12 protein-coding genes are annotated in these 14296 nt (G+C 56.1%); 11 read left to right on the forward strand and 1 reads right to left on the reverse strand.

Annotated features, from left to right (window positions below):
• Positions 1-4: 4 nt before the first annotated feature.
• Positions 5-1054, reverse strand: coding sequence for an NAD(P)/FAD-dependent oxidoreductase (locus KK078_RS26475; protein ID WP_254093357.1), 1050 nt, complete (start codon positions 1052-1054; stop codon positions 5-7).
• Between the two features lie 73 nt (positions 1055-1127).
• Between KK078_RS26475 and KK078_RS26480 the strand changes: the two genes are divergently transcribed.
• From KK078_RS26480 to KK078_RS26530, 11 genes are all read left to right on the forward strand, one after another.
• Positions 1128-1784 carry an MBL fold metallo-hydrolase gene (locus KK078_RS26480; RefSeq protein ID WP_254093358.1) on the forward strand — a complete coding sequence of 219 codons (657 nt, stop codon included), beginning with the start codon at positions 1128-1130 and terminating at the stop codon, positions 1782-1784.
• A gap of 7 nt (positions 1785-1791) precedes the next feature.
• Complete coding sequence (gene pssA / locus KK078_RS26485; protein WP_254093359.1) at positions 1792-2472, forward strand: CDP-diacylglycerol--serine O-phosphatidyltransferase; 681 nt, start codon at positions 1792-1794, stop codon at positions 2470-2472.
• A 49-nt stretch (positions 2473-2521) separates the two neighbouring features.
• A complete protein-coding gene (gene porU, locus KK078_RS26490) occupies positions 2522-5878 on the forward strand; it encodes a type IX secretion system sortase PorU (protein ID WP_254093360.1) in 3357 nt (1118 codons plus the stop codon).
• Positions 5879-5907: 29 nt separating this feature from the next.
• A complete protein-coding gene (gene porV, locus KK078_RS26495) occupies positions 5908-7101 on the forward strand; it encodes a type IX secretion system outer membrane channel protein PorV (protein WP_254093361.1) in 1194 nt (397 codons plus the stop codon).
• A gap of 7 nt (positions 7102-7108) precedes the next feature.
• Entirely contained in the window at positions 7109-8368 is a 1260-nt protein-coding gene (locus KK078_RS26500) for a M16 family metallopeptidase (protein WP_254093368.1), read from the forward strand.
• 373 nt (positions 8369-8741) lie between these two features.
• Positions 8742-9902: a formimidoylglutamase gene (locus tag KK078_RS26505; protein ID WP_254093362.1), complete on the forward strand. Its 1161-nt coding sequence runs from the start codon at positions 8742-8744 to the stop codon at positions 9900-9902.
• A 38-nt stretch (positions 9903-9940) separates the two neighbouring features.
• Positions 9941-10099: a hypothetical protein gene (locus KK078_RS26510; protein ID WP_254093363.1), complete on the forward strand. Its 159-nt coding sequence runs from the start codon at positions 9941-9943 to the stop codon at positions 10097-10099.
• Positions 10100-10103: 4 nt separating this feature from the next.
• Positions 10104-11393, forward strand: a complete 1290-nt coding sequence (locus KK078_RS26515; protein ID WP_254093364.1) for a hemolysin family protein — start codon at positions 10104-10106, stop codon at positions 11391-11393.
• A 118-nt stretch (positions 11394-11511) separates the two neighbouring features.
• Positions 11512-13620, forward strand: coding sequence for a peptidylprolyl isomerase (locus KK078_RS26520; protein ID WP_254093365.1), 2109 nt, complete (start codon positions 11512-11514; stop codon positions 13618-13620).
• Between the two features lie 60 nt (positions 13621-13680).
• Complete coding sequence (locus KK078_RS26525) at positions 13681-13944, forward strand: DUF493 domain-containing protein (protein ID WP_254093366.1); 264 nt, start codon at positions 13681-13683, stop codon at positions 13942-13944.
• 53 nt (positions 13945-13997) lie between these two features.
• Entirely contained in the window at positions 13998-14249 is a 252-nt protein-coding gene (locus KK078_RS26530) for a 4a-hydroxytetrahydrobiopterin dehydratase (protein WP_254093367.1), read from the forward strand.
• Positions 14250-14296 lie beyond the last annotated feature (47 nt).

Raw genomic sequence — 14296 nt, forward strand, 5'->3', positions numbered from 1 at the left:
GAACTCAATATAATGATTTATAACGTTCAATATCTATCTCTTTGTTTAAGGGAGTGTGATTTTCCAGCCGGCGGATCAAAACCTCCGAAAAATACGGCGACAGGCTTACACCCTTCGTGCCCAGCCCGGTAAAAACAGCCATGGACGGCAGTTCCGGGTGGATGCCCACCAGGGGGCGCCGGTCGGGCACCGTGGGTCGGAAGCCCCAGTCCTGGCCGGTAATGTCGTAGGGAAAAACCACGAGTTCCTTCAGTTTCTGATCGAGCGTTTCCCGGGCCGCGGGGGTGGTGGTAGGGGTGCTGTCGTGGAAATCGTAGGTAGCCCCCACACGCCGCTCGCCGGGTCCCGCGCCGGGCACCAGGTAAACGCCCCGGTTGATGATCGCATTGTGCTGGAAGCCCGTTTTGATGCGGATCGTCTCGCCCTTCAGCGGCTTGACCGGCAGCCATTCAAAACCCCTGGCCGCTGCCACACCCTGACAAAAGATGATCCCCAGGGCCGTGTAAGCACCGTATTGCACACCCGCCGGCGACACCTGCAGACGCGTAGGGTCAAACGTCTCCTCCAGCAATGTGCCCGCCTCCGTGATCCAGCCGCGCACCGCCTCGATATAGGCGGTCGTGTCGAGGTAGCCGCACTGACGCAGCATCAACCCGCCCCACGGATCGTGAATACCCGGTATGGCCGGACGCTGGTGAATGGTATCGATGTAGGGGCCGTATCCCGGCTCGGCGCTCCGGGCCATCCATTCGTTCTGTTCCTCGATGGAGAGGAACGGGCGATACAGCGGCATGGGGAAAAAGAACTTCCGCGCCGTGCGCGCTTCTACCGCCGGGTAATATTCGTGGAGGTACGGAAAGAGCGCGTCGGCAAGCCACGTTTTTGTCATCTTCTTGCCGGTAATGGGGTTGAACAACCCCGCGGCAATGCGCGACGAGCTGTTGCCGGCGGGCTGGTCGATTACGACGATGCGTTTTTTACGCTGCAGCAGCTGTACTGCCACGGCCGAGCCGGCCAATCCCTGGCCCACGACGATATAATCCACTGCCTGCACGGAACAAAAATCGAGTGCTAAAATTGGAAATAATTTCTCTGGCCTTCTGAGAAATTCCCGGTTATTTTTGCCCATGCTTCAGATCCATTCTTTTGTTTTTAACCCGCTTCAGGAAAACACCTACGTGCTCGCCGATGAAACAAAAGAATGCGTCATCATCGACCCCGGCTGCTACGACGCAGAAGAGCGCTACGAGCTGGCGGATCTTATTGAGACGAACGGGCTGACGGTAAAAATGCTGCTCAATACGCATTGCCACGTAGACCACGTGTTGGGCAATGCCTTTGTGAAAGAGACCTACAGAACAAAGCTGTACATACACCCCACCGAAACCGCCGTGCTGCAGTCCGTCAAGGTCTACGCACCCCACTACGGCATCTTCCAATACGCCGAAGCGGAGCCCGACGCCTTTTTCCAGGAGGGGGAAAACCTTGTATTTGGCAACCAGCAGCTGCAAGTGCTTTTTGTACCCGGCCACTCGCCCGGGCATGTCGCATTTTATCACGCCGCCCAAAAAGTGTTGATCGGAGGCGACGTGCTGTTCCGCAACAGCATCGGCCGCACCGACCTGCCGGGGGGAAATTTCGACACGTTGATCCACAGCATCCACGAAAAACTTTTTACCTTGGCTGACGATGTAACCGTCTATCCGGGGCATGGTCCTGAAACAACCATTGGGTATGAAAAACGCACGAACCCGTTTGTAGGCGTGTCATCCCCGCGACCTTAATTTTTTTATGATCCGACACCTGCCGAATTTTCTCACCTGCTGTAATCTTATTTCAGGTTGCCTGGGGATTGTTTTCCTGCTGGAAGGCCGACCCGTGCCCGCCGCCTATTTTGTGTGGGCCTCCTGCGTCTTCGACTTCTTCGACGGTTTCGCGGCGCGATGGCTGAACGTCTCCTCGCCCATAGGCCGTGAGCTCGACTCGCTGGCAGACGTCGTAAGCTTTGGCGTGTTACCGGCCATGGTCATGTACAAGCTCATCGGTGCACACACCGCCAGCGAAGCCCTGCCGTATATCGGCTTTACCATCGCCGCTTTTTCAGCCATGCGCCTGGCGATCTTTAACATCGACACGACCCAGACCGATTCGTTCAAAGGACTCAACACGCCCGCCAATACCATCTTTATCACCTCGCTGCCGTTGTTGCCCCCGTCGGTAGGCGAGTGGCTCTACCAGCCCTGGCTGCTGGTGACCATCACGCTGGTTTTTTCGCTGCTGCTGGTCTCGCGCATCGAGATCTTTGCGCTGAAATTCAAAAACTTCTCCTGGCACGATAAAACCAATAAGCTGCGGTTTACTTTCCTGTTGCTCACGGGATTACTCCTGATACTTTTTCAGGTATCGGCATTGCCCCTGGTTATACTTTTATACATCGCCATGTCGTTAGGGGCTAAAGTATTGTTCAACTAGTTCACGATCCTATAGCACAGCCTTGCGCGCAAACGTTTCTATAAGGTATTTGCTGGCGGGCCTTCTGGCCCTCGGACCCTTATTGCTGACGGCACAATCGTCTGTGTTGCAATCCGGCAGCTGGTATAAAATGGCCGTCCCCGCACGGGGTGTTTACCGCATTTCGTATGACCAGTTCCGGAAAATGGGCTTTGCCGGGTCGACTGATCCGCGCAACATTCGCATCCACGGTAACCCCGGCGGTATGTTGCCGCAACCCAATGCCGCCGACCGGCCCCATGACCTGGTGGAGAGCGCCATCTTTATACAGGGCGAAGCAGACGGCGTATTTAATTCCGGTGATTACATCCTTTTTTATGCCGAGGGCCCGGCACTGGAACGCGCCGACGCGTCGCGGCGGTTCACGCGCTATGAGAGCAACCTGTACAGCGAGCGCAATTATTATTTCATCACCGTCGGCGATACCCCCGGCAAACGCCTGGCCGAGGCGGAGAACCTGAACGGTAGCTACCCGGTTGTAAACCGGTTTGACGACTATGCCTACCACGAGGTGGACCAGCACAACGAGCTGTCGTCGGGGCGCGAATGGTTCGGCGAGTCGTTTTATACCGCCGGCGAGCAAACCATTACCGTAGACATGCCCGGCATCATCGAGAGCGCACCCATACGGCTGGTGTCGGACGTGATGTCGCGGTCTACCAGCCAAACTTCTTTTAAAGTATACCTGAACAACACACTGCTGGGAGAGCAAACCATCGCAGGCCTGCCCGACTCGCAGTATGCCCTCAAGGGTATACATCGCCGGGATACCCTGCAGGCATCGCTGGGCAGCGTGTCCGTGAGCGGCCGCGCCACACACGAAGTGAAATTTCAATATGTCAAGACAGGCACGGGCACCGGGTATATCGATTTCTTTTTGTTGCAGGTAGAACGTGCCCTGGCCCTGTACAAAGACCAGGTGGTTTTTCGCTCGTACGCAAGTGTAGGACAAACAGCCTCGACGTTTACGATCGACGGCGCCGGAACCCAAACGACCGTCTGGGATATTACCGATCCCAACACACCGGCATGGCAAACAACGGCCGGATCCTTTTCCACCTCCACCACCACGCTAAAAGAATTTATTGTTTTCCGGTCCACCGCGCCGGCACCGGAATTTATAGGTAGCGTAAGCAATCAAAACCTGCGCGGCATGCCTGCGCCCAACCTGATCATCGTAGCGCACCCTGATTTTTTAGGTGCCGCACAACGGCTCGCGGCACACCGCGAATCACACAGCCACTGGACGGTTCAAATCGTCACGCCACAGGAAATTTATAATGAATTCTCTTCCGGCCGCCAGGATGTGACGGCAATCCGGGATTTTGTAAAGTATATTTATGACAAAAGTCCCGGAACCCTGCGTGCGCTTTTACTTTTTGGTAAAGGGTCGTACGACTATAAAGACCGCATCGTGAGCAACACGAACTTTGTGCCTACCTATGAATCGCGTAATTCGCTCGAGCCGCTGGCGACCTATTCGTCAGACGACTACTACGGTTTTTTAGAGCCCGACGAAGGGCAGTGGAGCGAGCAGATCGTACAGGTACACACGCTGGACATCGGCGTCGGGCGCCTGCCGGTAAAATCGGTAGCAGAGGCGAACGTCGCGGTCGATAAGATCATCTACTACGACACCAACCGAAAGTCCTATAACCGCTGGCGCAAGCAGATCATGTTCGTGGCCGACGATGGCAACACCGTAGACGATTTTACAACCGATCACCAGTTCCAGGCCAACAACATGGCCGCCTCGATTGAAAGTCTGCAACCCGAGTTCGATACACGCAAGATCTTTATGGGAGTGTATCACAAAACCGTTCGGCCCAATGGCGAAGTGGTTCCCGAAATGACGGAAGACATCGTTCGCACGTTCGACAAGGGCGCGTTGGTGATCAATTATACTGGCCACGGCTCCGAGCAGGTATGGGCAGACGAGCGCGTCTTTACCGAGACCGAAGTCAAAGCGCTCGAGAATAAACTATATCCATTTGTGGTGACCGCCACCTGCGAGTTTGGACGCAATGACGACCCCGTCGTGGTATCGAGCGCGGAACAGATCCTGTTGCGTCCCGAAGGCGGAGCCATCGGCCTGGTGACCACCGCCCGCCCGGTGTACTCGCTGACGAACTTCGATCTGAACCGGGCGTTCTACAAGGCGTTGTTTCAAAAGCAGGACAACTATTATCAGCCCCTCGGAGAGGTGTACCGCCTCACGAAGAACAATACCGTCGCTGCGGTCGGCAATCGTAACTTCTCGTTGCTGGCCGATCCGTCCATGACGCTGGCGATGCCCTATCAATATGTAGCCGTTACCGCGATCCAGACCGCCACCGGCTCCGATACGCTCAAAGCCTTGTCGACTGTAGAAGTGACCGGTGAGGTGCGCGACGCCGGCGGCAACCGGCTCGACAACTTCAATGGCACACTGGAAGCAACGCTTTTTGATAAACCGACACCCTACATCACCGTAGGAAAAAACGATCCGCCTTTTTCATTTTCACAGTGGGACAATGCATTGTTCCGCGGCAAGGCAAAAGTAGAGCACGGCACCTTTACCTTCACGTTCATAGTGCCCAAGAACCTGGTGTACGAAATAGGCCCGGGTAAACTGAGCCTCTATGCTTCCGATCCGCAGCACCTGCGCGACGCCTCGGGCGCAACCTCGGCGTTCCGGGTGGGAGGCAGCGAGCCGAATGTTCCGCCCGACAATACACCGCCGCAGATCGCACTCTATATGGGCGATACCACCTTTGTCTCCGGTGGCATCGTCAATCCGTCCACCACGCTGGTGGCGCGGCTGCACGACGCCAGCGGCATAAACATTTCCAACTACGGCATCGGCAACGCGCTGGTCGCCGTGCTGGACGATGGTACGATATACAAAGTCAGCGACTACTATGAAGCCGATGTCAACGATTTTACGCGCGGCTGGGTGAACTTCCCGCTGCACAACCTGACCCCCGGCCGTCACACCCTCACGCTGAAGGCCTGGGATACGTATAACAACCCCGCACAGGCGCAGATTAATTTTGTGGTAACAGACGGTGAAGCGTTGGTTATCGAAACGTTTAGCAATTACCCCAATCCGTTCCGGGATGGAACGACACTTTTCTTTACACACAACCGCGTGGGCGACGACCTGGAAGGCGAGCTGGTGGTGTATGACGTCACGGGGCTGGAACTGAAACGCGCCAGCTTTACCGTTTCGGAGAGTTCGTACCGGGTAGAATTGCCGCGCCTGACCGTCGCCGCCGACCTGGACAAAAATGTTTCGGGGGGATTATACCTGGCGCGTGTTGCGGTTCGTTCATTAACCAATGGTTCTAAAAATGAGCGTGTTACAAAGCTTATTACCGTTAAATAATTATCTTTATACCCTTGAAACCAACTCGGATGAAGCTTAGAGTACTTTTCGCCGTGGTGCTGTCGACCACGTTTGCCAGTCAAATTTTCGCCCAAGGCTCTGTGTCTAGCCCAGATGAACTGATCGGTCAGAACAATGCCATTACCACGGCAGTTCCGTTTTTGGCCATCTCCCCCGATGCCCGGCATGCGGCGTTGGGCGATGCAGGGGTGGCAACATCACCCGATGCAAACGCAGCCTACTGGAACGCGGCCAAGCTCGCTTTTATCGATAAACAATACGGAGGCACCTTGTCGTATACGCCCTGGCTGGGCAAAATCGTAAACGACATGAAGATCGCCTACCTGTCGGCCTTCTACAAACTGAACCGCGAGCAAGCCGTGGCATTCTCGATGAAATATTTCGATCTGGGCGACATCACGTTCACTACCGGCCCAGCGCCGACCGATGTGATCGGTGTCTACAACCCGCGCGAGTTCACGCTCGATGCAACCTACTCGCGCATGCTGTCCGAGAACTTTAGCATCGGCGGTTCCGCACGCTACATCCACTCCAACATTACGGGCGCCTTCTCCGGCAACGATGCCCAGCCCGGCAAGAGCGCCGCGGTAGACTTCGGCGTGTATTATGTAAAGCCGATGACGGGTGTAAAGAACTCAACCTGGTCCTTAGGCGCCACCGTCACCAACATCGGCGGTAAGATCTCGTATACCGGTGGAGACAACAAAGACTTCCTGCCCACCAACCTGCGCGTGGGCACAGCCTACAAAATGGAGCTCGATCCCTACAATACCATTACCTTCATCCTGGACTTCAACAAACTGCTGGTGCCGACACCGCCCGTGTACGATTCGGTCGGTAACATCTATGCCGGTAAAGATCCCAACCGTTCACTGCTGAGCGGTATGTTCGGTTCGTTCTCCGATGCCCCCGACGGCTTCAATGAAGAGCTCAAAGAGGTCATGACCTCGGTCGGCATCGAGTACTGGTATAACGACCTGTTCGCCGCACGCGTAGGGTATTTCAACGAGGCAAAGACCAAAGGCAATCGCAAATACATGACGCTGGGGGCAGGCTTCCGCAAAGACCGCTTTGGCTTTGACATGGCATACCTGGTGCCTACCAACAAGCGCGAGCACCCCCTGGCCGAGACGTTGCGCTTTACGCTGCACTTCACGGTAGCACCTACCCAGGTAGAAAAAGAAGAATCGGTTACTGACTAATCGTTTGATGCTGAATCGTAGTATAGCGCCTCCGTTCACCCGGAGCATTGATTTTGAATTGATCCGACCCCGCACAGAGGTATTGGCCAACGGCCTTCCGATGTTTATCGTCTCGGGCGGTTCGCAGGAAGTGGTGCGCGTGGAATTCCTCATGCGGGCCGGCCGCTGGTTCGAGACGACCTGGGGCGCCGCGTATTTTGCCGCCAACCTGCTGTCGAAAGGCACGTCAACCAAAAGCAGCTACGAAATAGCCCAGTACTTTGACCAATACGGCGCACACTTCGAAGTAAGCGCCGGCCTGGATGTAGTATCACTGTCGCTCTACACGCTCACCAAAAACCTGGCGCCCACGCTGGCGCTGGTACGCGAGCTGCTGGAAGACTCGACCTTCCCCGAAAAAGAGTTGACCCAGCTCAAGTCCATCTATATTCAGAACCTGCGGGTGAACCAGGAGAAGACCAGCTTCCAGGCAGGCAAGCTGATCCGCCGCAGCCTCTTTGGCGAGGCGCACCCCTACGGCAAAGAGCTGGAAGAAAAAGAAGTGGAAGCGCTCACGCGCGAGCAGCTGGTGCAGCACCTGCAGGCCTATGGCAAAGATCTGGTGGTATTCGCATCCGGCCGCGTGAACGACGCTACCGCGCAGATCCTCCGCGAAACGCTGTCGACGCTCACCGTGTTGCCCGGCGCGCCGAAGACGATCGAGCCCATGTATGCGCTTCCGTCACATCAATACCAGAAGAAGGAGGGCAGCATGCAGTCGTCCATTCGCATGGGCCGCAAAAGCATCGGCCGGGCGCATCCCGACTATGCGTCGGTATTATTGATCAACCACATCCTCGGCGGATACTTCGGCTCGCGCCTCATGAAGAACATACGCGAAGACAAGGGCCTGTCCTACGGCATATATTCCTCGTTGCAGACCCTGCAGCACGAAAATTACCTGGTGATCGGCGCCGACGTAAACAACGAAAACCTGGAAATGACCTTCGCCGAGATCCGCAAGGAACTGGGCAGACTCTATACCGAGCCCGTGGGTGCAGAAGAGCTCGAAATGGCCCGCAATCACTTCATCGGCAGCCTGCAGTCCGAGATCACCACCCCCTTCGCACACGCCGAAAAGATCAAAAACATATTCCTCTACGGCCTCCCCGCCGACTACTACCAAAAGCTCATCCACACGCTCGACAGCCTCACCGCCGCGCAGCTCATGCAAACCGCCCGCAATTACTTTGAGGAGGACAGCTTCTTCGAAGTAGCCGTAGGCTAGGAATCAGCGTGACCCGATAGCCATCGGGTGTGAAGAGTGAGAGCGTAAAAAGCCCTGAAGGGCCGTAACACGGCCCTGGCGCAAGTCTGAGCGAAGCGGTGACTTGTGCCGCGACGGTAGGCAGTTTGCAACTGCCGTCGAGCCCCGGCCCGCGGCAATGCCTGACGCCAGGTGCAAACTGGCATCCGGTATAGGCACAAGTCACCGCTTCGCTCAGACTTGCGCCAGCAACCAGGGAACCCCCTCACCCTCAATCAAATACACAAAATTTACCCGGATCATACCATTCCTCCCCCGAAAATCAGAGATTTGAGCCCGTACGGTCGCACGACACGGCGTATAATCTTTATCTTCACGGGACTTATAGCATCCTATGGATCTAACCATTTTCTTTTCTCCCCTCGACGAGTCCCTGTATGCGGACATCACGGCACACTCCAGCTTCTTTAAAAACATAGCGACCTTCAGTGACAAGATGCCGGACTACAAGGGAGCGCACATCGCCATCTTCGGCGTCGGCGAAGCCCGCGGCGCGGCGCGCAACGCCGGCACGACCGAAGCACCCGACGAGATCCGCCGGAAATTATACCGGTTGAAGAAAGGCACCGGCGCCTATCGCATCGTCGACCTGGGCAACCTGCGGTTGGGCCACGACCTGGAAGAGACCTATGTGCGCGTGAGCGAAGTATGCCGCATGCTGCTGGAGGATAACGTGCTGCCCCTGATCCTGGGCGGTTCGCAAGACCTGGACTACGGCCAGTATGGAGCCTATGAAACGATGGACAAGCTGGTCAGCCTGCTCAACGTCGATGCCTTTTTAGACCTCGACGACAAGAGCGAGTCGGGTGCGAGCAATCATCATATCCATCGCATCCTGCTGCACGAGCCGAACTACCTGTTCAGCTACACGCACCTGGCGTATCAAACGTATCTCATCGACCCGATGTCGGTGGCCGTGCTGGAGAAGCTCTATTTCGAAGCCTTCCGCGTGGGACAGATGCGCACCAACATGCAGGAGATGGAGCCGGCCATTCGCAATGCCGACATGCTGTCGTTCGATGTTACGGCCATCCGCTCGGCCGATGCGCCGGGCAACGGCAATGCGCAGCCATTCGGGCTTACGGGCGAAGAGGCCTGCCAGGTATGCTGGTATGCGGGCATGAACGAAAAGCTCAGCTCCGCGGGCTTCTATGAGTATAATCCGGCGTTCGACGACGTTCATAAAAAAACGGCGTCGGTGGTGGCCACCATGGTGTGGTATTTTATCGAAGGCTTTTACCATCGCAAGCACGAGCAGAACTTCAAGAGCAACGATTTCATGAAATACTCGGTGTCCATGCCGGTAGAGCCCGAAGTGATCACCTTCTACAAAAGCAAGTTCAGCGAGAAGTGGTGGATGGAAGTGCCCTACCCCAACGGACGGCAGAAGTACGCGCGCAACAGCATCGTGCCCTGCAGCTACAACGACTACCAGGGGGCGCTCAAGGGCGACGTGCCCGAACGGTATATCAGCATGCTGGCGAAGTTGATCTGATCGGCAATTGCCGGGAATAATATTACTTTTGGCTTTCCATGAAACTATCAGATATCATTATCCTTTCTCTTGCGGTAGCTTTTCTGATCATCGGCATTCATCAAACGATGACACTCGGCTTCGGTCAGGCATACTGGGCGCTCATGCTCACCATGGTATTGTTTTTTGTGATCGTACTGCGAAAGAAGAAGCGGTAACCCTATGGACCTAGCGCAGTTGCTTTGCATCGTGCTCACCATTCTTTTCGGTTCTTTCTTTGCAGGCACAGAGCGTGCCTTCCTGTCGGCCAATACCCTGGAGGTTGAGCTCGAAGGCCGGCTGGGCTCCCCGTCCGCCCGCATCATGACATTCTTTCTGCGCCACCCGTTGTGGCTGCTGGCCACCACGCGGCTGGGCTATATTTTGTCCGTGCTCACGTTCGGGGTGCTGATGGGCCGGTTCCTGCTGCCCATCCCGGAAACCTTCGAGCCCACATTTTATCCCGTCGCCATGGCCGTGGCGGCCATCGTCATCACGGCGTTGCTCGTCATGCTGGCGTGGGAAACGCTGCCCGTCATCCTGTCGTCGGTCAGTCCCAACCGGTTGCTGCTGATAGTCGCGATGCCGTTTGTGCTGGCCTTTGTGGCGTTGCTGCCCATCGTGAGCGTGGCCATCGCGCTGTCGCGGCTGTGGGTGGTGCACGTACAGAAAACCGAGTTCCCCGGCGACGGCCGCCTGTTCGGCTCCTACGACGTGAGCCGGTACCTCAAGGCCCTGGCCGCCGGCCGGCGCGACGCCGAGTCGAACAGCCAGACACGCGTTTTGCAGGATGCGATGACATTCCGGCATTTGAAGGTGCGCGATTGCATGATCCCCCGCACGGAGATCATCGCCATGGAGATCAACAGCCCCGTGGCCGAGCTGCAGCAGGCCTTTGTGGAGAGCGGTCACTCGCGCGTGATCATTTACCGCGGCACCATCGACGACGTGGTGGGTTATTGCCCTTCCAATAAATTGTTCACACACGTAGAGCACATCCGGGACATCGTGCTGCCGGTGCTGACCGTGCCCGAGACGACCCTGGCCAACGACCTGATGATCCGGTTTGTACGCGAGCACAAAAGCCTGGCCTGCGTGATCGATGAATTTGGCGGTACGTCCGGCATTGTCAGCATGGAAGACATCATGGACGAGGTGTTTGGCGGGCGGGAAGAAGGCCACCCGGCCGACGACGAGCAGCGTGTGGACGACCACACTTTTTTGTTCAACGGCCGGCTGGAGATCCGCTACCTGAACGAAACATACAAATTGCAGTTTCCCACCGGCAATTACGACACGCTGGGCGGGCTGATCCTGGCCCATGCCGCCGAATTTCCGCGCCCGGGCGACGTTATTACGGCCGGGGAATTCACCTTTACGGTCCAATCCGTGCGCGAGAACCGCGTGGGCATGGTCAAAGTAGTGAAAGCGATTGCGGGCACCGCACCCGAGAGTTCCGGCAAGGCCGTTTAGTCGCTATCTTTTTTAGGCGTAAAATTCTGCGTTTCAGAGCAGTTAGGCGTTAAATTTTAAGGCGAAATTTTTCTAATACAGAGAACGGATTAAATTTGCGGCTCTTTAAAAAATACTTATGGCATTTATTGGAACATTGCGCAGCAAAATGGGCACCTGGGTGGTGATCTTCGTGTTTGTTGCGATTGCGGCGTTTATCCTTGGAGACATCTTTAGCGGCAAATCGAACATCATGAACTGGGGCCGCAACAACGTTGGGGAGATTGCCGGTACGGAGATTTCGTACGAGACTTACCAAAACGTAGTGCGCGAACGCGAGGCCAACTGGTACCTCAACACCGGCCGTGAGCCCGGCGAGCGCGACATGCCCGGCATCCGCCAGCAAGCGTGGGACCTGCTCATCGCCCGCAATGCCATCGAGCCGCAATATGCCAAAGTAGGGATTGAGGTGACCGAAGACGAAGAGTGGGACATGCTGCAAGGCAAGAACGTAGACCCGGGCATCCGCCAGGCGTTCACCGACCCGCAAACCGGCCAGTTCAATGCCAACAAAGTGGTGGAATACATGCAGCAGATCAAAACGATGGCGCCTACCTCGGAACCCCGCATCCGCTGGGAGATCTTCCAGCGCGACCTGCGCCCGGGCCGTCAGCGGATCAAGTATGAGAACCTGCTCATCAAGAGTGCCTATATCACCAAAGCCGAAGCCGAGCGCGAATACCACCTGCAAACCGACGTGGCCGAAGTGAAATATGTATACGTGCCCTTCTACGCCGTAAGCGACTCGGCTGTAAAAGTGACCGACTCCGACCTGGAAGCATACTACAACAAGAACAAAGAGAAATATAAGACCGAAGAAGTACGCAGCATGAAATATGTGAGCGTAGAGGTGATCCCTTCCGCGGCCGACTCCGCCGCCGTGACGGAAGACCTGGCCCGTGCCGTAGAAGAGTTCAAAAATGCCGAGACCGACTCGATCTACGCTTCGAACAACACCGAAGGCACCACCCCGTACTCGAAATACAACCTGGGTTCGCTGCCGACGTTCATCCAGAAAGACCAACTGCAACAAGGCAATGTGATCGGTCCCTTCCTGGACAACCAGACCTACAAAGTGATCAAAGTATCGCGCATCTTTAAAGACACTGTTTACAGCGCGCGTGCACGGCACATCCTCATCAAGTGGGACGACACCAGCGACGCTGCCAAAGCCGCTGCGAAAGAGAAAGCCCGCAACATCCTGAAAGACATCAAAGGCGGCGCGGACTTCGGTCAGAAAGCGCGCGAGTTTGGTACCGATGGTACCGCGCAACGGGGCGGTGACCTGGGCTGGTTCAGCACCGGTCAAATGGTGAAGCCTTTCCAGGATGCCGTATTTGCCGCAACGAAACCTGGCGTACTGAACGACGTCGTGGAAACCGACTTCGGTTACCACATCATCGACGTGACCAACCCCAAGACCAACGACGCCTATGTACTGGCGACCGTAGAGCGCGAGATCGTGCCGAGCGACGCCACCATGAACGAAGCCTTCCGCAAGGCAGAGTCCTTTGCATCGGAAGTGAACGGCTTGGACGACTTCGACAAGAAAGCGCAAGCCGCCGGCCTGACCGTGCTGGAAGCAAAGAACATTACAGCCGGCGAGCGCCGCGTCAGCACACTGGGTGAAGCCCGCCAGATCGTACAGTGGTTGTTCCGCGACGCCTCTGTGGGTACCGTATCACAGGTATTTGAAGTAGAAGATCAAAACGTCGTGGCGATCATGACCAGCGAGACCAGCAAAGGCTACCGCCCGCTGTCTGTCGTGAAAGAAGAAATTCGCCCGGCCGTAACGAACGAAGTAAAAGGCCGTACCATCATCGAGAAGCTGAACGCGCAGAAAGGCACACTGGAAGAAGTGGCCGCGGCGTTTGGCAACGACGCCGGTGTGTACAGCAGCAGCGACCTGAAGCTGAGCAGCAACTCCATGCCGACCGTGGGCTTTGACCCGGTAGCCGTAGGCACCGCGTTTTCGCTGGAGCCGGGCAAGCGTTCGAAGCCGATCGCCGGCGAGAACGGCGTCGTGGTGATCGAGCTGCAAAACAAGACCGTGGCACCGGCCGCCGGTGACTATGCCGTCTACAAGACGCAGCTGGAGCAAGGCAGCCAGAACCGCGCGGGCTATAGCATCGCGGAAGCGATCAAAGAGAAGTCTGATATTACAGACAAACGCTATAAGTTCTTTTAGTTGAATCAATAACATTATGGCGGCGCCCTGGCATCCCTGCCGGGGCGCTGTTTTTTACTCATGGATGAACAGTGGATCAATGGCTTCCGGGAAAAACTTGACCAGCATTATACCTGGCCATCGCTGTATATTTTTAAATTCATAGTGCCCAAAGGTAAGGAAGGAGACCTGAAGCAGCTCTTTCCGTTGCATACGCCCACCGAGAAGGCCTCTAAGCAAGGGAATTATACCAGCATCACCATGCAGATGATGATGCCCTCCAGCGATGCGGTGATCGAGGTGTATGTCAAAGCTTCTCAGGTAGAAGGCATCGTGGCGTTATAGGCACGGTCTTTTTACCGGCGGTATCTCAAATCGTAAGCGTAAATCCTGATCGTATGGAATGGAAAAACGAAAAGAACCGGCTTAAGAAGACATTTACCTTCAAAGACTTTGGCGAAGCATTCGGGTTTATGACGCGGGTGGCGCTGCTGGCAGAAAAAATGAATCACCACCCCACGTGGACGAACTCCTGGAACACTGTAAGCTTTGAGCTGTCGACGCACGACGCCGGCGACGTGGTGACCGAAAAAGACAGGATGCTGGCCGAAGCGATCGACCGGCTCGCCGCCCCCCTGGCAACGAACTAACCATGCAGCCCGAAGCCCCTAACCCCACCGTACTATACCTTGTACCC

The sequence above is a fragment of the Dawidia soli genome (assembly GCF_018598185.1).
In the GTDB taxonomy this organism is placed as follows: Bacteria; Bacteroidota; Bacteroidia; order Cytophagales; family Cyclobacteriaceae; genus Ohtaekwangia; species Ohtaekwangia soli.

Coding starts and splice junctions, on each gene's coding strand:
- KK078_RS26480 (WP_254093358.1), top strand. CDS start 1,128: ATGCTTCAGATCCATTCTTTTGTTTTTAACCCGCTTCAGGAAAACACC.
- pssA (WP_254093359.1), top strand. CDS start 1,792: ATGATCCGACACCTGCCGAATTTTCTCACCTGCTGTAATCTTATTTCA.
- porV (WP_254093361.1), top strand. CDS start 5,908: ATGAAGCTTAGAGTACTTTTCGCCGTGGTGCTGTCGACCACGTTTGCC.
- KK078_RS26500 (WP_254093368.1), top strand. CDS start 7,109: ATGCTGAATCGTAGTATAGCGCCTCCGTTCACCCGGAGCATTGATTTT.
- KK078_RS26505 (WP_254093362.1), top strand. CDS start 8,742: ATGGATCTAACCATTTTCTTTTCTCCCCTCGACGAGTCCCTGTATGCG.
- KK078_RS26510 (WP_254093363.1), top strand. CDS start 9,941: ATGAAACTATCAGATATCATTATCCTTTCTCTTGCGGTAGCTTTTCTG.
- KK078_RS26515 (WP_254093364.1), top strand. CDS start 10,104: ATGGACCTAGCGCAGTTGCTTTGCATCGTGCTCACCATTCTTTTCGGT.
- KK078_RS26520 (WP_254093365.1), top strand. CDS start 11,512: ATGGCATTTATTGGAACATTGCGCAGCAAAATGGGCACCTGGGTGGTG.
- KK078_RS26525 (WP_254093366.1), top strand. CDS start 13,681: ATGGATGAACAGTGGATCAATGGCTTCCGGGAAAAACTTGACCAGCAT.
- KK078_RS26530 (WP_254093367.1), top strand. CDS start 13,998: ATGGAATGGAAAAACGAAAAGAACCGGCTTAAGAAGACATTTACCTTC.